23 protein-coding genes and 1 pseudogene are annotated in these 23,708 nt (G+C 69.7%); 6 read left to right on the plus strand and 18 right to left on the minus strand.

All coding sequences use genetic code 11. The features are described 5' to 3' along the window. The first annotated feature begins 8 nt into the window (after positions 1 to 8). Together EFL95_RS12785 and EFL95_RS12790 are read left to right on the plus strand one after the other, a co-directional pair. Entirely contained in the window at positions 9 to 860 is an 852-nt protein-coding gene (locus EFL95_RS12785) for a cobalamin-binding protein (RefSeq protein ID WP_123234322.1), read from the plus strand. 149 nt (positions 861 to 1,009) lie between these two features. Continuing rightward, entirely contained in the window at positions 1,010 to 1,849 is an 840-nt protein-coding gene (locus EFL95_RS12790; protein ID WP_123234323.1) for a serine protein kinase RIO, read from the plus strand. Between the two features lie 61 nt (positions 1,850 to 1,910). Here the strand turns inward: EFL95_RS12790 and EFL95_RS12795 are convergent, their stop codons facing one another. Further along, positions 1,911 to 3,083 carry a glycosyltransferase family 4 protein gene (locus EFL95_RS12795; RefSeq protein ID WP_123234324.1) on the minus strand — a complete coding sequence of 391 codons (1,173 nt, stop codon included), beginning with the start codon at positions 3,081 to 3,083 and terminating at the stop codon, positions 1,911 to 1,913. Between the two features lie 108 nt (positions 3,084 to 3,191). Between EFL95_RS12795 and EFL95_RS12800 the strand changes: the two genes are divergently transcribed. Beyond that, complete coding sequence (locus EFL95_RS12800) at positions 3,192 to 4,337, plus strand: LOG family protein (RefSeq protein ID WP_246004932.1); 1,146 nt, start codon at positions 3,192 to 3,194, stop codon at positions 4,335 to 4,337. Here EFL95_RS12800 and EFL95_RS12805 read toward each other — a convergent pair. Together EFL95_RS12805 and EFL95_RS12810 are read right to left on the minus strand one after the other, a co-directional pair. Further along, on the minus strand, positions 4,227 to 5,363 hold the full coding sequence (locus EFL95_RS12805) for an adenylate/guanylate cyclase domain-containing protein (protein WP_183407144.1): 1,137 nt from the start codon (positions 5,361 to 5,363) through the stop codon (positions 4,227 to 4,229). The genes EFL95_RS12800 and EFL95_RS12805 overlap by 111 nt on opposite strands. A 13-nt stretch (positions 5,364 to 5,376) precedes the next feature. Then, a complete protein-coding gene (locus tag EFL95_RS12810; protein ID WP_123234327.1) occupies positions 5,377 to 5,784 on the minus strand; it encodes a cyclic nucleotide-binding domain-containing protein in 408 nt (135 codons plus the stop codon). Positions 5,785 to 5,983: 199 nt separating this feature from the next. Between EFL95_RS12810 and EFL95_RS12815 the strand changes: the two genes are divergently transcribed. Next, positions 5,984 to 7,843: a TIGR03767 family metallophosphoesterase gene (locus EFL95_RS12815; RefSeq protein ID WP_123234328.1), complete on the plus strand. Its 1,860-nt coding sequence runs from the start codon at positions 5,984 to 5,986 to the stop codon at positions 7,841 to 7,843. 55 nt (positions 7,844 to 7,898) lie between these two features. On the opposite strand, the pseudogene EFL95_RS19745 reads toward EFL95_RS12815, so the two are convergent. Beyond that, positions 7,899 to 8,072 (minus strand): annotated as a pseudogene (locus tag EFL95_RS19745) (23S rRNA (adenine(2503)-C(2))-methyltransferase RlmN); the annotation flags it as partial. 81 nt (positions 8,073 to 8,153) lie between these two features. Here EFL95_RS19745 and EFL95_RS12825 point away from each other — a divergent pair. Beyond that, a complete protein-coding gene (locus tag EFL95_RS12825; protein ID WP_123234329.1) occupies positions 8,154 to 8,543 on the plus strand; it encodes a hypothetical protein in 390 nt (129 codons plus the stop codon). 32 nt (positions 8,544 to 8,575) lie between these two features. Here EFL95_RS12825 and rlmN read toward each other — a convergent pair whose 3' ends face one another. From rlmN to rpsB, 7 genes are all read right to left on the minus strand, one after another. Further along, positions 8,576 to 9,730 carry a dual-specificity RNA methyltransferase RlmN gene (gene rlmN, locus EFL95_RS12830; protein WP_123234330.1) on the minus strand — a complete coding sequence of 385 codons (1,155 nt, stop codon included), beginning with the start codon at positions 9,728 to 9,730 and terminating at the stop codon, positions 8,576 to 8,578. A gap of 39 nt (positions 9,731 to 9,769) precedes the next feature. After that, positions 9,770 to 10,558 carry an META domain-containing protein gene (locus EFL95_RS12835; RefSeq protein ID WP_123234331.1) on the minus strand — a complete coding sequence of 263 codons (789 nt, stop codon included), beginning with the start codon at positions 10,556 to 10,558 and terminating at the stop codon, positions 9,770 to 9,772. Positions 10,559 to 10,604: 46 nt separating this feature from the next. Continuing rightward, positions 10,605 to 11,501: a phosphatidate cytidylyltransferase gene (locus tag EFL95_RS12840; RefSeq protein ID WP_123234332.1), complete on the minus strand. Its 897-nt coding sequence runs from the start codon at positions 11,499 to 11,501 to the stop codon at positions 10,605 to 10,607. A 15-nt stretch (positions 11,502 to 11,516) separates the two neighbouring features. Further along, positions 11,517 to 12,071 carry a ribosome recycling factor gene (frr, locus tag EFL95_RS12845; protein WP_221176457.1) on the minus strand — a complete coding sequence of 185 codons (555 nt, stop codon included), beginning with the start codon at positions 12,069 to 12,071 and terminating at the stop codon, positions 11,517 to 11,519. A gap of 12 nt (positions 12,072 to 12,083) precedes the next feature. Further along, positions 12,084 to 12,803 (minus strand): UMP kinase, encoded by a 720-nt coding sequence (gene pyrH, locus EFL95_RS12850; RefSeq protein WP_123234334.1) that lies wholly within the window; start codon positions 12,801 to 12,803, stop codon positions 12,084 to 12,086. 126 nt (positions 12,804 to 12,929) lie between these two features. Further along, complete coding sequence (tsf, locus tag EFL95_RS12855; protein ID WP_123234335.1) at positions 12,930 to 13,739, minus strand: translation elongation factor Ts; 810 nt, start codon at positions 13,737 to 13,739, stop codon at positions 12,930 to 12,932. 3 nt (positions 13,740 to 13,742) lie between these two features. After that, positions 13,743 to 14,672, minus strand: coding sequence for a 30S ribosomal protein S2 (rpsB, locus tag EFL95_RS12860; protein ID WP_123234336.1), 930 nt, complete (start codon positions 14,670 to 14,672; stop codon positions 13,743 to 13,745). Between the two features lie 370 nt (positions 14,673 to 15,042). Between rpsB and EFL95_RS12865 the strand changes: the two genes are divergently transcribed. Next, positions 15,043 to 15,609: a murein hydrolase activator EnvC family protein gene (locus tag EFL95_RS12865; RefSeq protein ID WP_123234337.1), complete on the plus strand. Its 567-nt coding sequence runs from the start codon at positions 15,043 to 15,045 to the stop codon at positions 15,607 to 15,609. On the opposite strand, the gene EFL95_RS12870 is transcribed toward EFL95_RS12865, so the two are convergent. From EFL95_RS12870 to EFL95_RS12900, 7 genes are all read right to left on the minus strand, one after another. Continuing rightward, on the minus strand, positions 15,594 to 16,514 hold the full coding sequence (locus EFL95_RS12870) for a tyrosine recombinase XerC (RefSeq protein WP_123234338.1): 921 nt from the start codon (positions 16,512 to 16,514) through the stop codon (positions 15,594 to 15,596). The genes EFL95_RS12865 and EFL95_RS12870 overlap by 16 nt on opposite strands. Before the next feature lie 4 nt (positions 16,515 to 16,518). Beyond that, positions 16,519 to 17,700, minus strand: coding sequence for a DNA-processing protein DprA (dprA, locus tag EFL95_RS12875; RefSeq protein WP_123234339.1), 1,182 nt, complete (start codon positions 17,698 to 17,700; stop codon positions 16,519 to 16,521). Beyond that, positions 17,697 to 19,289 (minus strand): YifB family Mg chelatase-like AAA ATPase, encoded by a 1,593-nt coding sequence (locus EFL95_RS12880; RefSeq protein WP_123234340.1) that lies wholly within the window; start codon positions 19,287 to 19,289, stop codon positions 17,697 to 17,699. The genes dprA and EFL95_RS12880 overlap by 4 nt, the downstream gene beginning before the upstream one ends. Then, on the minus strand, positions 19,289 to 19,654 hold the full coding sequence (locus EFL95_RS12885) for a YraN family protein (protein ID WP_123234341.1): 366 nt from the start codon (positions 19,652 to 19,654) through the stop codon (positions 19,289 to 19,291). The genes EFL95_RS12880 and EFL95_RS12885 overlap by 1 nt, the downstream gene beginning before the upstream one ends. 128 nt (positions 19,655 to 19,782) lie before the next feature. Beyond that, positions 19,783 to 21,390 (minus strand): pilus assembly protein TadG-related protein, encoded by a 1,608-nt coding sequence (locus tag EFL95_RS12890; protein WP_123234342.1) that lies wholly within the window; start codon positions 21,388 to 21,390, stop codon positions 19,783 to 19,785. Further along, on the minus strand, positions 21,390 to 21,839 hold the full coding sequence (locus tag EFL95_RS12895) for a TadE family protein (RefSeq protein WP_123234343.1): 450 nt from the start codon (positions 21,837 to 21,839) through the stop codon (positions 21,390 to 21,392). Before EFL95_RS12895 ends, EFL95_RS12890 begins: the two co-directional genes overlap by 1 nt. A gap of 85 nt (positions 21,840 to 21,924) precedes the next feature. Further along, positions 21,925 to 23,706 (minus strand): hypothetical protein, encoded by a 1,782-nt coding sequence (locus tag EFL95_RS12900; protein WP_123234344.1) that lies wholly within the window; start codon positions 23,704 to 23,706, stop codon positions 21,925 to 21,927. Between the last annotated feature and the right edge of the window lie 2 nt (positions 23,707 to 23,708).

Below are 23,708 nucleotides of genomic sequence, written 5' to 3' on the forward strand. Positions count from 1 at the left end.
CTTGGCCCGTGCGGATCGTCAGCCTGCTCCCTTCGACCACCGAGATCCTGTTCGCCGTGGGTGCCGGGGACGACGTCGTCGGGGTCACGTTCGAGTGCGACTTCCCGGCCGAGGCACGCACCCGGACGATCGTGTCGACCTCGGCGATGCCCGAGGGTCTGGCCCCTGCCGAGATCGACGCGTTCGTGGTCGCAGCGATGGCGCGCGGCGAGGATCTGTACCACCTCGACGAGGGCGCGCTGTCCGGTCTCGACGCCGACCTGGTGGTCACCCAGGACCTGTGCGCGGTCTGCGCGGTCGACGTCTCGGTGGTCGACGACGCGCTCGCCCACCTCGGCTGCACCGCCCAGGTGCTCACCATCGACCCGCACACGCTGGAGGAGGTGCTCGCCTCGATCGAGACCCTCGGCGAGACGACGGGCCACCGCGATACGGCTGCCGCGGTCGTGGCCGACCAGCGGGCGCGGATCGCCGCCGTCGCCGAACGGGTGGCCGACCGTCCCCGGCCGCGGGTGATGTTCCTGGAGTGGACCGAGCCGCCGTTCGCTCCGGGGCACTGGATCCCCGAGATGATCGAGCTGGCCGGAGGTGTCCCGTTGCTGGCCCGGCCCGGCGAGAAGTCGCAGCGGGTGACCTGGGAAGCGATCCGGGACGCCGAGCCCGACGTCTTCGTCGTGGCGCCGTGCGGGTTCGACCGCGACGGCTGCCGCCAGCTCGCCGACGAGCTCGTTGCGTCCGGGGTGCTGCCCGTGGACGTCCCGGTGCACGCAGTCGACGCGAACGCCTCCTGGGCCAGGCCGGGCACCCGGCTGGCTGACGGGGTCGAGGAGCTCGCGGCGCTCCTGCACCCGTCGGCGTAAAACCCTTTGCACGCTCCCGGGAGGCCCTGTCATCCTCGGAGCGTTCCGCGAGCGCTCGCTCGCGACCGAAGAGAGGAGAGGTGACATGCAGATCACGGCCGTTGGCGTGCTCGTAGCCCGCCGCCCCTCCTCACATCTTCGGAGACAACGTGAACTCGCACGACTCCGCCTCACTCGAGGCTGATTTCTTCACCTTTGATTACGAACTGATCGACGACCCCGACGACGGGTCACGCTTCACCCGGTACTGGGACCTCGAGCCGCTGATGCGCGGCCCGCAGCCGGTCCCGGACTGGCTGGTCACCGATCGCGCTGCGATCGAGACCGAGCTCGGCATCCTCAAGACCGGCAAGGAGGCTGACGTCTTCCTGCTCGAGCGCGCAGTCGCCGGCGAGGGCGGTTGCGTCCTGGCGGCCAAGCGCTACCGGGACGCCGACCACCGCGCCTTCCGCCGCAACGACAGCTACACCGCGGGCCGGAAGACCCGGAACACCCGCGACACCCGGGCGATGGCCAAGAACAGCACCTTCGGGCGCGCCATCGCGGCCGGGCAGTGGGCCTGGGCCGAGTGGGAGTCGCTGCAGCGGTGCTGGGAGGCCGGGGTCCCGGTCCCCTACCCGGTGCAGATCGACGGCACCGAGATCCTGATGGAGCTGATCACCGACGACGGGGCACCTGCTCCGCGACTGGCGACCACCCGTCCGGAGCCCGACCTGCTGGTCGAATGGTTCGACCAGCTGCGCAGGGCGATGACCGCTCTGGCAGAGCGCGGGCTGGCGCACGGCGACCTGTCGCCGTACAACGTGCTCGCAGCGGGTGAGCGGCTGGTCATCATCGACCTGCCGCAGATCGTCGACATCGTGGCGAACCCGCAGGGAGCCGAATTCCTGATGCGGGACTGCCACAACATCTGCACCTGGTTCGCCCGACGCGGTCTGGCGGTCGACGAGGACGAGCTGTTCGGCTCGCTGCTCGCCGCCTGCTGGTGAGTTCAGGTCCGGCCGGCGCGAAGGGAGTCTGCGGCAGCTCGAGTCGGTTGAGGGCTAGAGCTCAGCCGACGAGGCGCAGCGGCGCCGGCCGGACCAGTCGGTGGTAGTGCTCGACCAGGGCGTTGTTGACGCTGGCCCAGGTGCGGTCGCGCACGCCGTCGTACGCGTTCTCGCCCATCCGGGCGCGCAGGCCTCCGTCGGAGACCAGCGCGTCGAGGCAGGCGAACAGGTCCGACCCGTTGCCCGGGGCGAACAGCAGGCCGTTCTGCCCGGGCCGGATCAGGTCACGCGGGCCGCCGGCGTCCGGAGCGACGACCGGTACGCCGGAGGCGAGGGCCTCCTGGGCGGCCTGGCAGAAGGTCTCGGTGCTGCCGGTGTGCACGAACACGTCGAGCGAGGCGACCACGCGACCGAGTTCCTCGCCGTGCCGGACTCCGAGGAAGACCGCGTTCGGCAGCAGCGAGCGCAGCCGCGCCTCCTCCGGCCCCCCGCCGACGATGACCAGGCGGTGGTTCGGCAGGTGCTCGATCGCCGTGAGCAGGTCGAGCTCCTTCTCGGCGGCCAGGCGGCCGACGTACCCGACCAGCACTTCGCCCTCGGTCGCCATCACCTCGTCGCGGAGCACGTCGGAGCGTCGGGCCGGGTTGAACTGGTGGGCGTCGACGCCCCGCGGCCACAGCTCCAGGTTCGGCATCCCGAGCTGGTCGAGCTGCTCGCGGCTGGCGCTCGACGGCACCAGGTTCAGGTCGACGGGGCCGTGGATGCTGGTGGTCAGCTTGCGCATCATCGTCACCGCGCCCGGGAACTTGTAGCGGGCGGCGAAACCGATCAGGTCGGTCTGGTAGATCGCGACCACCGGGATGCCGAGGCTGCGCGCCATGATCCCGGCCGCGCGACCCAGCAGCGCCGGCGAGGCCAGGTGCACGATGTCGGGCTCGAAGTCCTCGAAGATCTTGCGCAGCGTGTGCTGCGAGGCGAGCCCGATCGGGAAGTCGCGGTAGGTCGGCATGGCCACCGAGGTCACCCGGTGGACCGGCGTACCGGCGTAGGAGTCGGGGCCCGAGGGGGCGATGAGGAGGGCCTCGTGCGGAGTCCCGGCGAGGTGGTCGAGGACCCGGCGCACGGAGTTGGTGACGCCGTTCACCTGCGGGAGGAACGACTCGGTCACGATGAGGATGCGGAGGCCGGAGCCGGTTGTTGCGGGGCTCCGTCGGTCAAGACGTGTCACGCTCATGACTCGACGGTGACCGGTGCCCCGGAACGGATGGGAAGCGCTGTCCCTCGTGTCGGTGAACGCCCGATGACCAGCAAAAACCCTTGTTTCAGGGCTATTTTCTGCTCTGTGCGGATCAAGGAGCTGGAGACCCTCGACGCCTTCGACGAGGCTCTTGCCGACGGCCTGCACAAGCTCCGCGGCTATCACCTGCAGTCGCTCGACCTGACCGGCCGCGCCCGCGAGCTGAGCGGCATCAACGTCGCCGGCGGAGTGTTCCTCGGGTGCCGGTTCGCGCCCGGCGAAGGGCCGGGCACCGAGATCGACGTACGCCGCCGCGGCGGCCTGGTCTTCCCGACCGTCCCGGACGTGCCGTTCGACCCGTACCGGGCACGCCTGTACTCCCCCGACGAGCTGTACGCCGGCCTCGAGGACGGCTACTCGGCGACCCCGGACGCGATCGCCTACGCCTGGTCTCTGCAGCCGCGGGCCGTCGACCGGACCCTGGCCGCCGCGCTGCACGACCACGCGATCGACGACGCGCTCGAGGAGTTCGTGGAAGGCCGCGAGCTCGTCGGCGTCCTCGGCGGGCACGCCCTGGCCCGCGACGAGCCGGGATACCGCGAGGCCGCGGTCCTCGGGCGGGAGCTGGCCACGCAGTTCACCGTCGCGACCGGCGGTGGGCCCGGAGCCATGGAGGCCGCGAACCTCGGAGCCTGGATGGCCGGCCACGACGAGTCCGCGCTCGACGAGGCGATCGCGGTCCTCGCCGCAGCCCCGCACTTCGCCGACGACCTGTCAGCCTGGGCGCGGGCGGCATTCACGGTCCGGGAGCGCTGGGCCCATCCCCGGCGGGATCCGTCGGCCGACCAGCAACCCGGCCCGAACGGCCGGGACTCGCTGGGTATCCCGACCTGGTTCTACGGCCACGAGCCGCCGAACCCGCTGGCGTCGGTGATCGCGAAGTACTTCAGCAACGCCACCCGCGAGGACGTGCTGCTCAAGGTGTGCCGGCGCGGCCTGGTCTTCCTGCCGGGCGCTGCCGGCACGGTCCAGGAGATCTTCCAGGCGGCGTGCGCGAACTACTACGCCCAGGCACCGTCGGTGGTGCCGATGGTGCTGGTCGGGGTGGAGCACTGGACCCGCGAGGTCGGGGTGTGGGAGCTACTCCGCAGCCTCGGGGCCGACCGCGCGTTCGGCGCGCGCCTTGATCTCGTCGACAGCACTGCGGAGGTCCTGCCGCTTCTCGCGCAGCGCCGCGGCGACCTGGGGTAGCTCGCCACCCTCGTCGTGCGGGCGACGCAAGGCCCACGGCTCCAGGCGGCGGTAGCCCTTCACCGAGGCCCGACGCATCCGGCGCAGCTTGAACGACTCGTCGTCCTCGATGGCGTCGGCCAGCTGCTTATCGACCAGCGCACGTCCGGCGCGGGCGATCGAGGTCAGCCGCGAGGCGATGTTCACGGTCGGGCCGAAGACGTCGCCGAGCCGGTGCAGGACCGGTCCCCAGGCGGTGCCGACCCGCAGCTGCGGGAAGTCCTCGTAGACCAGGTGCTCCTCGACCAGCTCCAGCGAGATGTGCGCCGCGTCGGTCGGCGAGTCCGCGGCGAAGAGGATCTCGTCCCCGATGGTCTTGATGATGCGGCCGTTGTGCTGGGTGATGATCGCCAGCGCACGGGCTTCGAAGTGGTCCACGAGCCGGGCGAGCTCTTCCTGGGACAGCGATCGGGTCTGGCGGGTGTAGCCGACGATGTCCGCGAAGCCGATCGCCGTGCTGCCGCCCTCCTCGTCGTCGGTCGGCGGGGCCAGCAGCAGACGCGACGCTGCCGACAAGGTGTGGCGTCGCCAGACGTAGTTCTGGATCTCCTCCAGCAGCGGGGTGACCGTGTCCAGCACGGCGACCAGGCCCGCCTCGTCGAGCTCGGCGGGGTCGATCGTCTCGCCGAGAACGGTCAACTGCCACTCCGCCAGCCGGGCGAAGCTCCGGCCGAGGGTGCGGATCAGGGCGGCCTCGTCGTCGCTGCGGATCAGACCCAGCTCGTGCATGCGCTGGGTCAGCCGCATCGCCTCGACGTCGGCCGGGGTGAAGGCGATCTCGTCGTCCCCGACCTCGGTGAAGCCGAGCGAGCGCCAGCGCTGCTTGGCGACGTCGCGGTCGATGCCGACGAGCTCGGCCACCTGGTCGCCGTTCAGGGTCGGCCGGCTGCCGAGCAGGTGCTCCTCGAGCAGCTCGACGGTCCGCTGCGGGTCCAGCGGCTCCTTGGCCTTCTCCGGGCTCTTCCCCGGGTCCTTCTTGGGGCTCACAGGGCTCGGCTCGTCAGCTGCTCTCGCCGAGGCGGTCAGCGGTGGTGCCCCGGATCGCCTCACCGAAGGCCGGAACGTCCTCGATCAGCTGCTCGAGGGACTCACGGGTGAAGTGCACGACCTCGAGCGGGGTCAGGCTGACCACGCTGGCGGTGCGCAGCTTGTGGTTGACGATCGCGATCTCGCCGATGACGTCACCGGGGCCGAGGCGCGCGACCTCCTCGCCGTGCTTGCGGACCGAGACCTCCCCGTCGACGATCAGGTAGGCCTTATCGGCCGGGGTGTTCTCGCCGATCAGCGACCAGTCCGCCGGCAGGTGCACGTGCCGACCTGCGCTGATCACCGCCCACAGCTCCGGATCGCTCAGCGACTCGAGCCGATTGACCTTCTTCAGGGCTGCCGGGTCGGGGGCGTCCGTCATCGTCGTGCTCCTCGCTCGGCCGGCCGCGGTTCGGACGGCATTTGCACCGATCCTCCCCGATTCCGAGGACGGGTGTCCACAGCGTTCGGCAGCCGCCCTGCGTGGGCTTGCTCACCGGCGAATCGGGCGAAAGTGAACGGTGGTCTACCAACAGGTAACCAGGACGTGACCCAAGCCACATACGGTCGTTGGGACCGTCATGGACCTCACCCGTCGTAACCTCCTGCGCGCCGGCGCCGTCGCCGGCGGAGCCGCCGCCTCCGTCCCCCTCCTCGGCTCGCTGAGCGAGTCCGCGATCGCGAGCACCACCGCGGCGCAGACCTGGACCTTCGCCGCCCCGAACGCGAAGGGCTACCAGAAGCTCGTCCCGGGCCCGGCGGAGGCACGCAACGTGCGCACCGGGCTCGGCGCCGGACCGACCTCCTCGCCGTCCTCGTGCCGGACCCCGCTGCTGGCGTTCGCGCAGTTCAGCGACATCCACGTCGTCGACCACCAGTCCCCCGGCCGGGTGGAGTGGCTCGACCGCTTCGAGGACCCGAACCCGCAGGGTCTCAACCCGGGTCTGCTCTCGTCGTCCTACCGACCGCACGAGATGCTCACCGCCCAGGTCGCCGACGCGATGGTGCGCGCGATCAACGACCTCGCCAACGGTCCGGTGACCGGCAAGCCGTTGCAGTTCATGGTGGAGACCGGGGACAACTCGGACAACTGCCAGAAGAACGAGGTTCGCTGGAACATCGACATCCTCGACGGCGGCAAGACCGTCACGCCGGACTCCGGCAACCTGAACAAGTACGAGGGCGTGATGGACAACAACACGCTCTACTACGACACCCACTACTGGCACCCCGACGGCACCCCTGGGGCCAAGGCGGACGACAAGCTGCGGTCCAACTACGGCTTCCCGACCGTTCCCGGGCTGCTCAACAAGGCCCGGGTCCCGTTCGTCGCGGCCGGCCTGAACATCCCCTGGTACACCGTGTTCGGCAACCACGACGCCCTGATCCAGGGCAACTTCCCGAACTCGACCACCCAGCTGGACCTGCTCTCCCGCGGCGCGGTCAAGGTCATCACGGTGCCGCCGGGCGTCACCCAGTCCGACATCCTCAACGCGGTCGCGCACCAGAACATCGGTGAGCTGCTGAGCAGCATCAACCTGCTGCCCGGTGCCCGCCTGGTCACCCCGGACCCCGCGCGCAAGAACCTGTCGCGCAAGGAGACGGTCAACGAGTACTTCAACACCACGTCCTCGCCGGCCGGTCACGGCTACACCGCCGCGAACCAGACCAACGGCACCGCGTACTACTTCTGGGACAACGGCTCGTTCCGGTTCATCTCGATGGACTCGACCAACCCGAACGGGTACGCCGACGGCTCCCTGGACCAGGCCCAGTTCGCGTGGCTCAAGGCCACCATCGCCTCGGCGACCGGCAAGGCCGTGATCGTCTTCAGCCACCACACCAGCGACACCATGAGCAACCCGCTGGTGCTGACCGGCGGCGACCCGAGCCTGCGGGTCCTGGGCGCGGCGGTGACCAGCTACCTGCTCAGCCAGCCGCGCGTGATCGCCTGGGTCAACGGCCACACGCACGTCAACAAGATCACCCCGCACGTGCGCGCCGACAACTCCGGCGGGTTCTGGGAGATCAACACCGCCTCGCACATCGACTACCCGCAGCAGGCCCGCATCATCGAGGTCGTCGACAACGCCGACAACACGCTGTCGATCTTCACCACGATCGTGGACCACGCCGGTTCCCAGGTGGGCGTGACGCCGGACCTGAACACGACGGTCGGTCTGGCCGGCCTGGCGCGCGAGCTGTCGGCGAACGACCCGCAGAACGACCGTGCCTCGCACGCGGGCACGGCGGACGACCGCAACACCGAGCTGCTGCTGCCGACCCCGGTCGAGCTGCAGGGCGCCCTGTGCGCACCGTCCGCCCCCGCGGAGTCCTCGATGGGCCTGGGCACCGTCGCAGCACTTGCCGGAGGCGCGATCGCAGCGAAGGTGATCAGCCGTCGCGACGAGGCCCTGGAGCCGGAGCTGTCAGAAGTCTGAGCGAAGCACCCGAGGATCGGCCGGACGCTGTGGGGGTGTCCGGTCGATCTGCTTCTCAGGACTCGACAGCAGCGAGCTGACCGCAGGCGCCGTCGATCTCACGACCGCGGGTGTCCCGCACCGTCGTCGGGATGCCCTTGGCCTCGAGCCGGCGTACGAACTCGCGCTCGTCCGCCGGGTCGCTGGCGGTCCACTTCGACCCGGGCGTCGGGTTGAGCGGCCTGAGGTTGAAGGTGCGACCACGTCAGGTTGACGTGCACCCAGCTTCAAGTCACGACGATCGCTCGGCTGATCGGCTCATAATGCACACATGTCGCTGCTGCTCAGAGGGAAGACCGTGTGCCATCTTTGTGGCGAGGTCATCGGTCTCGATGACGCCGCCCAACAGTTCCCGCCGGGCCTTTTCGACAGCGGCGGTCCAGTCGCGCACCTCAACGACTCAAGCATCCACAGCACGTGCCTCGACGCCTTGCCTGAGGCTGCCTATGTTCGAGTTCTGTTGGACGACTACGTGCGCGGCCGCGACGGGGAACTGCCCCGGCGCCGCTTCACCGCAGTGGTGACCACTGATGGTGCGAGTGAAAGAGTCACGCTTGTCGCCGTCTACCGCTACGAAGCCATGGCCCTCCTCCGCGAAACCTACGGCGAGAACTCCGTCGTAGATCTCACCGACGTTGAGGCCGCACATCGCCCCCGTTAGCTGATTTGGACGCCGTTCTCGACGGCCATGCGCTATTCCAGCGCAGCCAACTGACCGCAGGCAGCGTCGATGTCGTTTCCCCGGGTGTCGCGAACGGTCGTCGGAATGCCCTTGGCCTCCAGGCGTCGTACGAACTCGTCCATGTCGCCGTCCTCGGACTTGGTGAACACCTTGCCCTGAAAGATGGGTCCACCTTTAGTCGGGTTGAGCGGGATCAGGTTGACGTGCACCCATCCCCACTCGCCGTACGAGTTCAGCACGTCAGCCAGCAGGTCCGCGCGCCACGCCTGGTCGTTGATGCCGCGCATCATCGCGTACTCGATCGAGACCCGACGCTTGGTCTTCCGGGCGTAGTCCCAGGCCGCCTCGACGGTCTCGGCGACCGAGAACCGGGTGTTGATCGGGACCAGCTCGTTGCGCAGCTCGTCGTCCGGCGCGTGCAGGCTGAGCGCCAGCGTGACCGGGATGCCCTCGTCGGCCAGCTGCTTCATCCGCGGCACCAGGCCGACGGTGCTCACCGTGATGCCACGGGCGGACATCCCCAGGCCGTCGGGCGTCTTGTCGGTCAGCCGGTGGATCGCCCCGATGACGGCCTTGTAGTTGGCCATCGGCTCGCCCATGCCCATGAAGACCACGTTGGACACCCGGCCCGGTCCCCCGGGCACCTCGCCCCGGTCCAGCGCGCGGGCGCCGGCGACGACCTGCTCGACGATCTCCGCGGTCGACATGTTGCGCTGCAGCCCGCCCTGGCCGGTGGCGCAGAACGGGCACGCCATGCCGCAGCCCGCCTGGCTGGAGACGCACATGGTGGCGCGGCCCGGGTAGCGCATCAGCACCGACTCCACGAGCGAGCCGTCGAAGAGCTTCCACAGCGTCTTGCGGGTGGTGCCCTTGTCGGCCTCCATCGTGCGGAGCGGGGTCATCAGGTCCGGGAGCAGCCCGGCCACGAGCTCGTCCCGCTGTGCGGCGGGGAGGTCGGTCATCTGGGCCGGGTCGTCGACGAGCCGGGAGAAGTAGTGGGTCGAGAGCTGCTTGGCCCGGAAGCCCGGCAGGCCGAGCTCCTCCAGGCGTGCCTTGCGCTCCTCCGGCGTGAGGTCGGCCAGGTGCCGGGGCGGCTTGCCGCGGCCCTTCGGCTCCTCGAAGACCAGCGGGAGGGTCTTGATGGGCGCTCGGTCGGACTCAGTCATGACCGACCGATTCTCGCAGGCCGGGGCCCGTACGCCGAATCACTCGGCCGCGGTGAAGCCCAGTCCGTGACCGTCACGGGTGATCGTGAGCCGGTTCTCGGTGATGACGTAGGACCCACTGCCGCTCAGGAACGGCTCGAGCTCCGGCACGACCTGCGCGCTGCTCGGACACGGGCGCCTGGTGAAGTCGACGTCAGCGAAGGCGATCAAGCCGTTGCGGACGACGACGGTCCCGGTGCCGTCGTTGCAGCCGTCCTTGGCCCGGAGCTCGCGCCCGACGATCCGCAGCGACGCGGTCCGGTCCGACGGGACCGAGGATGCGACGTCGCCGTCGATGATCGTGTCCAGCTGCCAGGTGGTGCCGAGCAGGGGCCGGTCCGGGTGGACGTTCTCCCGGTCCGCCATCGCCAGCACGGTGCTGCCGGCCACGATCGTCGGCTGGTCGCCCGTGATCAGCTGCACCGGCTGGTCGAACAGGCCGGCGAGCCAGGTGTCCTGGTCCATCCGGGCCTGGTCGCAGCCCATGTCGGTCGTCGCCAGCTTGTCGAGGGTCAGTCGGCTCTCCTCGAGCTGGTAGCCGCCGCTCATCGTGTTGCAGCCGGCGGTGAGCGTGACCCGGGCGTCGGCGAACCGGATCCGGATCTCGGTGCCGTCCACCAGGGGGTGTGCCTTGCCGTGCTCGGTGACCGAGGTGACGACGTAGGTGACCGGGCCGAGTCCCGGGTCCACCGAGGCGTCCAGGTCGCGCCGGCCCCCGTTGTCGCCGCAACCCGAGAGAGCGGCGAGAGCCGTGAGCAGGAGCACCGTCAGAGCGCGTCGCAGCGTCATGGTTCTCCGACGCTGCCGGCGGGACGACGGTTCCCCGGCGTGAGGGCTAGTTGAAGACCAGGTAGTGCAGCACGAGCCAGATCGGGGCGATCGTGGCCAGCAGCGAGTCCAGGCGGTCCATCAGCCCGCCGTGGCCGGGGATGATCTGGCTCATGTCCTTGATGCCGAGGTCGCGCTTCATCACCGACTCGACCAGGTCGCCCAGGGTGGCCATCACGACGGCGATCAGCCCCAGCAGGACCCCGACCCACCAGTCGCCGTCGAGCCAGGCCATCAGGCCGATGCCGGCGCCGACGCAGGCGGTCGCCGACCCGGCGAACCCCTCCCAGGACTTCTTCGGCGAGATCACCGGGGCCATCGGGTGCTTGCCGAAGAGGACGCCCGCGATGTAGCCGCCGATGTCCGAGGCGATGGTCAGCAGGATGAAGGCGCAGATGCCCTTCACGCCGTCGTCGAGGTGGTCGGTGCTCTTCCAGTCGCCGCCCTCGGCCAGCAGCAGCGCGACGAACGAGCCGAGGAACGGCACGTAGATCAGCGTGAACACCGCAGCGGTGGCGTTCTGGACGAAACCGTCCACGCCGCGGCGCAGCAGCCAGAGCATGATCACCAACGCGCTCACCGCCGTCGCGGTGACGAGAGCCGGCGCACCCCAGAAGTAGGCGACGCCGACCATCACCACGCCGCCGACCATCAGCGGCTGCTCGGGGATGTCGATGCCCTTGGCCTCCAGGCCGCGGTGCAGCTCCCAGATCGCGACCACGACGGCACCCGCGACGACCACGACGAACGCGGTCTTGGCGAAGAACAGCGAGCCGCCGATCATCGCCAGCAGCAGCACCGCCGAGGTGACGGCAGCGCGCAGGTCACGACCGGCACGGCCGTGGTCCTTCTGCTCGGGGGCGGGCGTGGGCGTCGGCTGGGCAGCCCCGGGTGAGGTCGTCATGGTGAGTGCCGGCGCTCAGACCTCGAGCAGCTCGGCTTCCTTGTTCTTGAGCAGCTCGTCGATCTCGTCGGTGTGCTTCTTGGTCAGACCGTCCAGCCGCTTCTCGGCACCGGTGACGTCGTCCTTGCCGACCTCGCCGTCCTTCTCGAGCTTCTCCAGGTCCTGCTTCGCGTTGCGACGGACGTTCCGCACGCTGACCCGGCCGTCCTCGGCCTTGGCCCGTGCGATCTTGATGTACTCCTTGCGCCGCTCCTCGGTGAGCTCGGGGAAGACGCAGCGGATCGACTTGCCGTCGTTGGACGGGTTCACGCCGAGGTCGGAGTCGCGGATGGACTTCTCGATGGCCGCCAGCGCACCCATGTCGTACGGCGCCACCAGGATCGTGCGCGCGTCCTGGCTGGTGAACGAGGCGAGCTGCTGGATCGGCGTGGGCGTCCCGTAGTACTCCGCGATCAGCTTGGAGAACATGTTCGGGTTCGCCCGCCCCGCGCGGATCGTCGCGAACTCCTCGCGGGTGACACCGACCGCCTTGCCCATCTTCTGGTCGGCCTCGTTGAGGGTCTCGTTGATCACTGCTTCTCCTTAGCTCTCGCTCGCACTGTCCACGAGCGTGCCGATCTTCTCACCCTGGACGACCTTGAGGATGTTGCCTTCCGGCTCCATCCCGAAAACGATCATCGGGAGCTGGTTCTCCATCAGCAGGGCGAACGCGGTCGCGTCCGCGACCTTCAGGCCCCGCTGCAACGCCTCCTGGAAGGTGACGTGGTCGTACTTCACGGCGTCCGGGTTGGTCCTCGGATCCGCGGTGTAGACGCCGTCGACGCCGTTCTTGCCCATCAGCACGACCTCGCACTTGGTCTCCAGCGCGCGCTGAGCGGCGACGGTGTCGGTGGAGAAGTACGGCAGGCCGGCACCGGCGCCGAAGATGACCACGCGGCCCTTCTCGAGGTGCCGGATGGCGCGGCGCGGGATGTACGGCTCGGCGACCTGACCCATGGTGATGGCGGTCTGCACCCGGGTCTCGATGCCCTCCTTCTCCAGGAAGTCCTGGAGGGCCAGGCAGTTCATCACGATGCCGAGCATGCCCATGTAGTCGGCCCGCGCGCGATCCATGCCGCGCTGCTGGAGCTCGGCGCCGCGGAAGAAGTTGCCGCCACCGGTGACCACGGCGACCTCGCACCCGGAGCGCTGGACCGAGGCGATCTCACGGGCGATCCCGGCCACGACGTCCGGGTCGACACCGACCTTCCCGCCTCCGAAGACCTCACCGGAGAGCTTCAGCAGCACCCGCTTGTACGTCATCAGTTCTCCTCGCACGTGGTCCCGGCAAACGCAGTGCCCCTTGCATGCGAAAGGCCGGACCGATGAACAACTGAAGTCATCATCGGCCCGGCCTCTCGTCGTTACGTCAGCAGCAGCCTAGTGGGCTCAGGCGCCGACCTCGAAGCGGGCGAACCGCTTCACGGTGGTGCCGGCCTCGTCGAGGACCTGCTTCACGGACTTCTTGGCCTCCGAGACCGACTCCTGCTCGAGCAGGACGATGTCCTTGAAGAACGCACCGAGGCGTCCTTCAACGATCTTCTCGACGGCAGCCTCGGGCTTCCCCTCGGCGAGCGTCTTGGTGACCTGGACGTCCTTCTCCTTGGCGACGACGTCGGCGGGGACCTCGTCGCGGGTCAGGTACTGGGCCTTCATCGCGGCGACCTGCATCGCGGCACCGCGCGCGGCGGCCTCGTCACCGTCGAACTCGACCAGCACGCCGACAGCCGGCGGAAGGTCGTCGGCACGCTTGTGCAGGTAGACCGCGACCGGACCGTCGAAGTAGGCGACGTTGCCGAGCTCGATCTTCTCGCCGATGGTGATGGCGAGGTCCTCGACGATCTCGCCGACCTTCTTGCCGTCGATCTCGACCGCCTTGAGCGCCTCGGCGTCGCCCGCCTTGGCCGCGTTCGCGGCATCGGCGATCTTCTGCGCGGTGGCGATGAAGTCGGCGTTCTTGGCGACGAAGTCGGTCTCGCTCTTGATCTCGACCAGAGCACCACCGGAGGAGGCGATCAGGCCGGCGGTGGCCTCGCGCTCACCGGCCCGCTTCTCGGCCTTGGCCGCACCCTTGACCCGCAGGATCTTGACGGCCTCGTCGAAGTTGCCGTCGGCCTCCTCGAGCGCCTTCTTGGCGTCCATCATGCCCGCGGCCGTCAGGTCGCGGAGCTTCTTGACGTCAGCAGCGGAAATCGCCACGGGTCAGGCCTCCTTGGTCTCGTCGGTGGTCTCGGCAGCCTCGGCAGCCGGAGCCTCGTCGGCAGCGGCCTCGGCGACCGGGGCCTCCTCGGCAGCCGAAGCGTCCTCGGCAACAGCCTCAGCGGCCGGGGCCTCGTCAGCGGCGGCGTCGGCGGGCTTGTCGCCCTCGAGCAGGTCGCGCTCCCAGTCAGCCAGCGGCTCGTCGGAACCGATGCTCTTCTCCTCGCCCTCGGTCTTCAGACCGGAGCGGGCGATGAGACCGTCGGCAACGGCGTCGGCGACCACGCGGGTCAGCAGACCGACCGCGCGGATGGCGTCGTCGTTGCCCGGGATCGGGTAGTCGACGAGGTCCGGGTCGCAGTTGGAGTCGAGGATCGCGATGATCGGGATCCGGAGCTTCCGGGCCTCCTCGACCGCGAGGTGCTCCTTGTTGGTGTCGACGATCCAGACGGCGGACGGGGTCCGGCTCATCTCGCGGATACCGCCGAGGGTCTTGTCGAGCTTCACGTGCTCCCGCTTCATCTGCAGGAGCTCCTTCTTGGTGCGGCCCGAGCCGGCAACGGTCTCGAAGTCGACGTCGTCGAGCTCCTTGAGACGGTTGATCCGCTGGCTCATGGTCGAGAAGTTGGTGAGCATTCCACCGAGCCAGCGCTGGTTCACGAACGGCATGCCGACGCGGGTCGCCTGCTCGGCGATCGACTCCTGCGCCTGCTTCTTGGTGCCGATGAACATGATCGTGCCGCCCTTGGCCACGGTGTCCTTGATGAACGCGTAGCTGGTGTCGATGTACGACAGCGACTGCTGGAGGTCGATGATGTAGATGCCGTTGCGCTCGGTCATGATGAAGCGCTTCATCTTCGGGTTCCAACGACGGGTCTGGTGCCCGAAGTGGACGCCGCTCTCGAGGAGCTGGCGCATAGTGACGACGGCCATGCCGGTTTCTGCTTCCTGTTGTGGCGCGTGCGCAGGCTGGCGCGCACGAGCCGGTTTTCAGTTGGTTGCAGGCTGGTGGTGCGGCCTGCCCTGACGCCTACGTGGGACCTGACCTGGCTTTCGGCCGGGACTGAAGGTCCTCACCCGCGTGGTTCCGGCTCCCAGGAACAGCGTCTTGGAGACCGGCACGGTGTGTGGGCGTGCGAAGTCAACCCGGGTGGGTTGCAGTGGACGAGTCTAGCCGCGGGGCGCGCTGGTGTCGAAACGACGGGAGGCCGGTTCACGCCCACCGGCCGCGCGGACCGGCTGCGGATCCACAGGACGCGATCGGTCGGTGCCGCCCGGGGGCGCGCCGCCGCAGGCTCGGGACATGAATCTGCTGATCCCCGGAGCCCTCGTCACCACCCTGCTGCTGCCCGTTCCCCCGCTGGTGCCCGCGCTCGCCCAGGCATTTCCCGCACGTTCTGCCACCGAACGGGTCTCGGTCGCGCACGGCTGGCCGGAACCGGTCCATCCGGCGGCGACCTGGCCCCTGGAACCCCGACCGGAGGTGGTGGCCGGTTTCGCGCCTGCCGCCGTGAACTGGTCGGCGGGCCACCGGGGCGTGGACCTCCTCGGCTCCCCGGGAGCCGAAGTTCTCGCTCCCCTGGCCGGACGGATCAGCTTCGCCGGGACGATCGCCGGGCGCGGCGTCGTGGTCGTCGACCACGGCGGGTACCGGACCACCTACGAGCCGGTCCTGGCCCTGGTACGCCGGGGCGACCACGTCGCCGCCGGCCAGCCGATCGGCACGCTGCAGACCGGCCGCAGCCACTGCGCCCCGCGGTCGTGCCTGCACTGGGGCCTGATCCGGGACGGTGTGTACCGCGATCCGCTGACGCTGGTCCGGACCGCGGCGGTCCGGCTGCTTCCGCTCGAGCCTCAGGCGCGGGGGTGAGCAAGCTGGTAGGCCTGGCGCAACCGCTCGGTGGTGACGTGGGTGTAGATCTGCGTGGTCGCCAAGGAGGCGTGACCGAGGAGCTCCTGGACGGTGCGGAGGTCCGCCCCGCCCTCGAGGAGGTGGGTTGCCGCGGTGTGCCGTAGTCCGTGCGGGCCGAGGTCGGGTGCCCCGGGTACGTCGGCCAGCCGTCGGTGCACCATCGATCGCACGGCTCGCTGGTCGACCCGCTTGCCGCGGGCACCGAGGAACAGAGCGGCTCCGCTGCCCGCCACCGCGAGGGTCGGGCGCGCGGTCTCGAGCCAGCGGGCCAGTGCCTGCTCGGCGGGCAGGCCGTAGGGAACGGTGCGTTCCTTGCGGCCCTTGCCGAAGACGCGGACCACCCGGCGCCCGCGGTCGACGTCGTCGACGTCGAGCCCGCAGAGCTCGCCGACGCGGATCCCGGTGGCGTAGAGCAGCTCGAGGATCGCCACGTCCCGGAGCCCGACCGGGCTGCCGTCGTCGGCCTGCACGGCGGCCGCCTCGAGCAGTGCTCGTGCCTGCGCCTGGTCGAGCGCGGGCGGGAGCGGCTTGTGCGCCTTCGGGCTGCCGAGCTGGGCACCGGCGTCAGCACTCGCCCGACCCGTGCGCAACGCCCAGGCCGTGAACACCCGCACGGCCGTGGCACGTCGGGCCATCGTGGTGCGTGCCTTGCCGCGGGTCTGCTGGTTTGCCAGCCAGCTGCGCAGGGTGCGGATGTCCAGGTCGTCGAGGGAGTCCGAGCCGAGCGCTGCCGCGTGGGCGAGCATGCCGGACACGTCGCCCAGGTAGGCCCTGACGGTGTGCGGGGTCAGGTCGCGCTCGGAGACCAGGTGTCGCTCGTAGTCCGCCAGGACGGCAGCGAACGTCTCGGGGACCTGTTCCACCTCGTCAGCCTACGAACTCACCTCCCTCCTTCTCGGCAGGCGCGTCGAACGGTTCCTGACGCACGAGCCGCCACCGGTCCGCGGAGCGCTCCACGAACCCGGCGGCGTGCAGATCAGCGAGGGTCCTGGCGACGGTCTCCGGAGGTAGCCCGGCGGCGCGGGCGACGCGGTCGGCCCCTGCCCCGCGCTCGACAGGGACGGCGTCCAGGACCTCCTGCTCGAGAGCCGTGAGCGCATCGCGTGGCCGCAGGAACCGGTCGGTCCCGGAGCCGGCCGGCTGACGACCGACCGGGCGTACTGCTTCCAGCACGTCGGCGGCATCGGTGACGAGTAAAGCGTTCCGGGTGCGGACCAGCCGGTGAACGCCCTGGGACGCAGCACTGGTGACCGGGCCGGGAACCCCCATCAGGGTCCGGCTGAGGGCATCGGCCCAGTTGGCGGTGTTCAACGCTCCGCTGCGCACCGCCGCCTCCACGACAACGGTGCCGAGCGCCAAGGCAGCGATGAGACGGTTGCGCGCCAGGAACCGGATCCTGGTCGGCGCTCCCCCGGGTGGGGCCTCGGAGATCACCAGGCCGGTCTCGGCGATGTAGCCGACCAGCGCCTGGTGGGCGGTCGGGTAGGCCCGGTCGGCTCCGCAGGCCAGCACCGCGACGGTCGTTCCCCGCGCCGCGAGGGCACCACGATGGGCAGCCTGATCGATGCCGAAGGCAGCGCCCGACACGACTGCAACCTCCGCCTCTGCCAGGTCCGCGGCCATCGACCCCGCCACCGCGGCTCCGTAGGTCGTGGCAGATCGTGCTCCGACGATGGCCACGGAACCGGCGACGGCCTCGTCCAGACGCAGCGCTCCGCGCAGCCAGAGGCCCACCGGCGTGCCACCGCGCTCGTGCAGCGTCGGAACCTGGTCCAGGTCCCCCAGCGCCTCGGGCCACTCCGGGTCCGCCGGGGTGACGAAGCGCAGTCCGCGTCGCTCAGCCTGGGCGAGGGTCTCCTCCGGACGAGCGGCTGCGATCCGCTGGGCCAGTGCAGCGCCGAGCTCACCGCGACGTCCTCGCGCTTGCAAGAAGTCCACCGCGTCGGCGGGCCCCACCTGGTCGACCAGAGCAGCAACGCGCGGGTCGCCGGGCTCACCCACGATGCTCAACAGCAGCCGCGCCGCGCGCTCGTCGGCCGACGTGCTCACTGCGCGGCCCGGAGCTGCTGCACCACCGCGAGGTCGAGCGGTTCGCCCCGACGCAGCCGCAGCGCCACGAACAGCTCCTCCAACCCGGGCCGGTCGACGCCGCGCAGGTCGGCCACCGTCCAGGCCACCCGGTGGACCCGGGTCGCCCCGCGCCGGGTCAACGAACCGGCGTACACGGCGCTGTCGAGCTGCTGCGCGGCGCGTGGCTCCAGCGGCCACCCGTTGCGCAACGCGTGCCCGGGCACGTGCCCGTTGACCGACCAGTCGGTGCCGGCGTACCGGGTCCGTTGCCGGTCGCGGGCGCCGGCGACCCGCAGGGCGACCGCGGCCGAGCTCTCCGGGCTCGGGTCGCACGGCGCCTGGACCTGACGCTCCTGCTCGACGTACCGGGTGATGTCGATCCGGTCCGCGATCGGACCGGAGATCTTCTTCTGGTAGTTCCGCCGCTGCGGCACCGAGCAGATGCACGCGTTGTCCGGACTCCTGGGCGAGAACTCCCCGCACGGGCACGGATTGCAGGCCAGAACCAGCATCCCGCCCGCGGGGTAGGTCGCCTCGTCATCGCCGCGGGCGATCGTGATGAGTCCGCTCTCCAGGGGTTGGCGCAGCGCCTCGACCACGTCACTGGGCAGCAGCGGGAACTCGTCGAGGAACAGCACCCCGTGGTGGGCCTTGCTGACCTCCCCGGGCTGCACCCGGCCGGTACCACCGCCGAGGATGCCCGAGCGTGACGCCGTGTGGTGCGGGGCGCGGAAGGGAGCCCGGCTCAGGACCGAGGCGCCGCCGGGCAGCGCGCCGCACAGCGAGTGGATCGCCGTCAGCTCCAGCGACTGCTGCTGGTCCAGGCGCGGCAGGATCGTCGGCAACCGTTCGGCGAGCGACGTCTTCCCCGCGCCCTTCGCGCCGTTGAGGAGCAGGTGGTGGGAGCCGGCCGCCGCGACCTCGAGCGCATAGCGGCAGTCCAGCATGCCGATGACGTCGGCGAGGTCGAGCGACTCGATGCGGTCCTCGCCCCGCCAGGTCAGCACGGCTTCCCCGGTGAGGGGCTCGACCTCCGGCGCCTCCGGGATCTCCTCGCCGCGCAGCACGGCGACCACCTGGTTCAGGGACCGCACCCCGAAGACCTCGACGCCCTCGACGAGGGCCGCCTCGTCGGACTGCGGCTCGGGGACGACGACCCGCGTGATGCCGTGTGCTGCGGCAGCCATCACCATCGGCAGCACGCCCGGGGTGCTCCGCAGCCGCCCGTCCAGGCTGAGCTCGCCGATCAGGACCGTCCGGGCGAGCACACCCTCGGGCACGCGCATCTTGTTCGCCACCATCACCGCGACCGCCATCGCGAGGTCGAAGTGCGGTCCGCGTTTGGGCAGGTCGGTCGGCGAGAGCAGGATCGTCACCCGCCGGGCTGCCGGCCAGTCGTGGCCGCTGTTCACGATCGCTGCCCGGCAGCGCTCGCGCCCCTCGCTGATCGAGGCGTCGGGGCGACCGACCAGGACTGTCGCGACCTGTCCGGCCGAGAGGTCCACCTGGACGTCGACGACGTGTCCGCGGGCGCCCTGGAGCGAGACCGTGCGTGCGGTGGCGAGCATCAGTGGATCCCTCGTACGTGCTCGATCTCCAGAGGCCCGACGAACGGCATCACCACGCCGACCACGTCGACGCGGACCGGCACCCGGGCCAGGCCCATCTCCTCGACCCAGAGCATCGCCAGCGCGCTGAGCCGCTCGGCCTTGGCCTCGTCCACCGCGGCCACAGGGTGCCCGAACTCGAGGCTGCGGCGGGTCTTCACCTCGCACACCACCAGGGTGTCGTCGTCGCGCAGCACCAGGTCGATCTCGCCCAGGCCACACCGCCAGTTCCGGGCGAGGACCGTGAACCCGCGATCGGTCAGGTAGCGCTCGGCGACCCGTTCACCCCAACGCCCCAGGGCCTGCTTCTGCTGTGCCGTCGTCATCTGCCGACCTCCTCTGGCGAGAAGGCAACAGCGAGGTCCGGACAAGACGCATCCGGAGACCGCTTCCCTGTGGAGACCCGCCCCCAGGACAGGTCACGTGGACGGGAAACGGTCCCCGGATGCGAGTCCTAGCCGGCGAGGGCCGGGTGGTTGCAGACCGGAGGCTTGTTGACGTAGATGTCGGCACCGCCGACCTTCAGGCCCAGAGCGCTGGTCAGCGGGGTCAGCAGCGTGTTGTTCAGGTTCGTGATCAGCGGGTTCACGATCGGCGTGATGATCGTGCTCATCACCCCGCCCAGGACGCTGCCCAAGTTCAGGCCGAGCGGCAGGATCCCGAGGACGACCGCATTGGCCGACAGGTCGCTGGTGGTCAGGGTCGGCGCGATCACGTTGGACCCGACGCTCTTCGCCGCGCCGTACGCGTCCGGCGGGTGCCGGAACTGCACCGTCTGGCTGCCGGCCGGGACCGTGGTGCCGACCGTGGGCGAGACCCGGACGATCGTGAGGCCGAGGAGCTTCAGGTCGATGTTGGTCGCCACCGACAGGCTCGAGAGCGCGGAGGAGACCGCGACGTCCACTCCTTCCGGCGTACCGCAGAACGCGTTGGTCATGGTCGCGTTCGCCGAGGCCAGGCTGGCGTTGATGTCGACCGTGGTCGTCGCAGCCAGGCCGAGCACGTTCAGGTTCGCCAGCGTGACGTGCAGCTGGAGGTCGACCTGCGAAGTCTTCACGGCCTGGTTGAAGGCGCAGCCCTCACGCGGCTTCTCGATGACCTTCAGGGTGCCGGTGACGCTCGCAACGTTCGGCACGCCGACGGTCAGGCTCGGGATGTCCAGGGCGTTGTTCCCGTTGGCCACGAAGGCTGCCGTCCCGACCAGGTCGAGCAGGTTCACGTTGGTGTCCAGCGCCGAGTTGTCCCCCGCCTGCAGAGCGAGCACGTCGGAGAGCTTGATGTGCGGCAGCGCACCGAGGTTGGCCGTGGCCAGCTGGTTGAGCAGGGTCACGCTGGCGGTGTCGCCGCCCGACTTCTGAAGCGCGGTCGCGGACGCCAGGAACAGGTCGTTGAGCGACAGGTTGGTCAGGTTGAGCAGCCCGTCGACCGACCCGACGCCGAGCTCGGTCGCCAGACCGAGCAGCGTCACGTTGGCGTTGGCCAGGCCGGTGTAGCTGAGCGCCGAGACGTTCAGGGCGTCGCCGATCAGTGAGTTCAGCAGCGCGGACTTCGAGGAGTCCAGGTTCGCCGCGAAGGAGCCCACGTTGAAGCACACGTACGCCGTGGACTTCGCGATCGCCGTACGGGTCACGCTGCCGCTCTTGTCGGCCTGGATCGAGAACTTCACCGAGCCTGCGACGGTGACCTTGACCGCCGTCGGGATCGCGTTGCTCGCGCTGGTCGCGACGAAGTACGCGTCCGGGTTGGCCGGGTCGTAGGTGCCCAGGGTTCCGAGCTGCGGGGTGACGGTGAAGCCGGTCGCCCCCTGACGGGCAGCGCTCTTGTTGGCCAGCGTCTGCAGCGTGCCGCTGAGCTGGGACACGGTGCGCCCGTCGAGCTGGCGCGCCAGGTCCATCGCCACCAGGTCCGCGACGGCCTGGGCGTCACGCCGGGCGACGCGCTGGACACCGATGTCGACGGCCAGGGCCGCCATCGGGATCAGCGTGAAGCAGGTGATGAGCGCGACGACGATCGCGACGACGCCGTCCTCCCCGCGCCGACGAGCGCGCAGACGCGCGGTCATCAGTTCACCTGGGCGATCGCGGAGTAGCTGATCGTCTGCGGCAGCATGAAACCGAGGCCCGGCATCGACGGCAGCAGCGAGTGGTCGCGGTACGGATAGCTGACCGTCACCTTGACGCAGTTGTTGGCCGACCCGTCACCGCAGTTGGGCACCGTGACGACCGTGCAGGTCACGTTCGGGCTGGTGCACGTCATCCCACCGACACCCGTGGACAGCGACACCGATGCGCCGTTCGTGCCGGCGGTGACCCGGTCTGCAGATGCGGGTGCGACCGCTGCTGCCCGAGCCCCCTCCGCGGCACTCTGCGAGACCGTCTGACGGAAGCTGAGCATGTACGCGTACGCGATCGTGGCGAACACCAACGGCAACACCACGAAGCACAAGCACAGTGCGGTCTCGACCACGGCGGCGCCGTTCTCGTTCCGCTTCTTCGAACCCCACTTCGACATTGGAACTACCTCCCGAAAAGTCAGAGTAGTCCTGTTCAGGACCAATGTCCCTATATGTCTATTTTTTCCTAGACCACCTGTTATTTCAGCCCACAAGGCGCACGATGCCTCCCCCGACGTCCGGGCTGTAGGTGACCGACGTCGAGTTCTCCCGCGGAGCGATGGCGTCGCGGTTGAACGTGAAGACGTGCAGCACCTTGACCGAGTTGCCGTTGATCTCCACGCCGTTGGTCGACGTGGCCGCCGTGGTCTGGGTCTCGTCGGTGATGAAGCCGGGCACGAACTCGCGGATCGGCTGGAAGTTCTTCTGCGCCCGGTCGGTCGCGTAGACGACCGGCAACCAGACGAACCGCGGCGACTTGATGATCGACTGGTCGAGCATCGAGGTGGTCACCCCGCTGCTCGAGGTGATGTCGGCCAGGGTCGCCCCGTTGCGCAGGAAGCAGGACAGCACGTCGTTGTTCAGCAGCTTCCCGCTGATCGTGATGTTGCTGCGGCCCTGGCACGTGGTCTGCCCGTTGGCGACGTCGAGCCGGCCGACTGCGACCCCGGAGATCCCCTGGATCAGGCCGTCCATCATCTTCGGTCCGTCGTTGCCGGTGTCGCCGGTGATGCAGTTGTTCCCGTCGCGCGAGGTGTCGTCGAGCTGTGCACCCGGAAGCAGGCTGCCGCCCGAGCCGCAGTCCTTCTGCTCGGCGTTTCCCGGAGCGAACACGTACGGCACCAGCTGGTGGTCCATGCCCAGGGCGATGTTCTTGGCCAACCGGGCCTGCTTGGTGCCGCCCTCGACCCGGGGCGCGTCAAGCTGGCCGAAGTTGCCGCGGTCCTGCCCGACGCAGCCCACGGCGACGGCGCTGTCCGTCGGGTCCGTGGTCGGCGTCGGTGTCGGGGTCGGGGCCACCACCGGCGGCGTCACGCGGATCGTCAGGTAGTTCGAGGAGTACTCGAGAGAGTTGTTCTTCTGGGCGACGGCGTAGACGTACCAGTCACCGGGGATCGAGCTGATCTCGGTGCTGACGGTGAACGACGGCACCGAGCCGTTGCCGCTGGTCTGTGCCGCGAAGTCGACGAAGGCGCTTCCGGTCGGCGGGAACGCGCGCAGCGTGACCTTCTTGAACGAGTTGCCCACGCCGGTGATCCACCAGCCGTTGATCGTGACCGAGCCCAGGTTGGTCACCGGCGTCACCGCCGTTCCGTTCAGCTGGTGCACGCCGACCGGGGTCGGCACGAACCGAGTCGCCGCGGTCGCTGTCGCGGTGGCCGTCGCGGTCGGGGTCGGCGTCGCGGTCGCGGTCTGGTTCCCGCCGCCCTGGGTGGTGTCGGCCTCGGTCGGGCCGTAACCGCAACCCGTCGGGAGCCAGAACGGGAGCGTGTCCTCGCCCGACGGCAGCTCGGAGGTGATCCGCACCGTCGCCGTGCGCTGCACCTTCGTGCTGGTGATGCCGATGACCGAGGCGAGACCGAAGTCCACCTTGGCCGGCGGCGCGTAGACCTGCATCTGCGGGCAGTTGTCCGAGCACGGCGTCGAGTCGGCGTTCTGGAAGTAGAGCTCACCGTCGGCGTTGTTGCCGTTGATCAGCTGGGACCCGGTGACCGCCGGCTGGTTGGGCACCTTGTTGGACTGCTCGGTGAAGTACTCAGCGACCTTGTTCGCGATGTCGCTCTTGTTGCTGACCGTCATCGGCAGCATCCAGCCCACGCTGAGCGCACTCACGTCGACCTGCTTCTGGACGTCGCGCTTGCGCGCCCATGCGCTGCCGAGGTCCACGCAGATGGCGGCCGAGGAGAACATCAGCGTCGCGAGCAGGCCGACCATGATCGCGATGGCGCCGTGCTCGCTGCGGGTGCGAGGTTTCCGGATCGACATGC

Source organism: Nocardioides marmorisolisilvae (assembly GCF_003725775.1).
Taxonomy (GTDB): domain Bacteria; phylum Actinomycetota; class Actinomycetes; order Propionibacteriales; family Nocardioidaceae; genus Marmoricola; species Marmoricola marmorisolisilvae.

Bases quoted from the DNA above. Each gene is read 5' to 3' on its own strand.
- EFL95_RS12795 (WP_123234324.1), bottom strand. From the start codon at position 3,083: ATGAGCGTGACACGTCTTGACCGACGGAGCCCCGCAACAACCGGCTCC.
- EFL95_RS12810 (WP_123234327.1), bottom strand. From the start codon at position 5,784: ATGACGGACGCCCCCGACCCGGCAGCCCTGAAGAAGGTCAATCGGCTC.
- EFL95_RS12815 (WP_123234328.1), top strand. From the start codon at position 5,984: ATGGACCTCACCCGTCGTAACCTCCTGCGCGCCGGCGCCGTCGCCGGC.
- EFL95_RS12825 (WP_123234329.1), top strand. From the start codon at position 8,154: ATGTCGCTGCTGCTCAGAGGGAAGACCGTGTGCCATCTTTGTGGCGAG.
- rlmN (WP_123234330.1), bottom strand. From the start codon at position 9,730: ATGACTGAGTCCGACCGAGCGCCCATCAAGACCCTCCCGCTGGTCTTC.
- EFL95_RS12835 (WP_123234331.1), bottom strand. From the start codon at position 10,558: ATGACGCTGCGACGCGCTCTGACGGTGCTCCTGCTCACGGCTCTCGCC.
- EFL95_RS12840 (WP_123234332.1), bottom strand. From the start codon at position 11,501: ATGACGACCTCACCCGGGGCTGCCCAGCCGACGCCCACGCCCGCCCCC.
- pyrH (WP_123234334.1), bottom strand. From the start codon at position 12,803: ATGACGTACAAGCGGGTGCTGCTGAAGCTCTCCGGTGAGGTCTTCGGA.
- rpsB (WP_123234336.1), bottom strand. From the start codon at position 14,672: ATGGCCGTCGTCACTATGCGCCAGCTCCTCGAGAGCGGCGTCCACTTC.
- EFL95_RS12865 (WP_123234337.1), top strand. From the start codon at position 15,043: ATGAATCTGCTGATCCCCGGAGCCCTCGTCACCACCCTGCTGCTGCCC.
- EFL95_RS12880 (WP_123234340.1), bottom strand. From the start codon at position 19,289: ATGCTCGCCACCGCACGCACGGTCTCGCTCCAGGGCGCCCGCGGACAC.
- EFL95_RS12885 (WP_123234341.1), bottom strand. From the start codon at position 19,654: ATGACGACGGCACAGCAGAAGCAGGCCCTGGGGCGTTGGGGTGAACGG.
- EFL95_RS12890 (WP_123234342.1), bottom strand. From the start codon at position 21,390: ATGACCGCGCGTCTGCGCGCTCGTCGGCGCGGGGAGGACGGCGTCGTC.
- EFL95_RS12895 (WP_123234343.1), bottom strand. From the start codon at position 21,839: ATGTCGAAGTGGGGTTCGAAGAAGCGGAACGAGAACGGCGCCGCCGTG.
- EFL95_RS12900 (WP_123234344.1), bottom strand. From the start codon at position 23,706: ATGTCGATCCGGAAACCTCGCACCCGCAGCGAGCACGGCGCCATCGCG.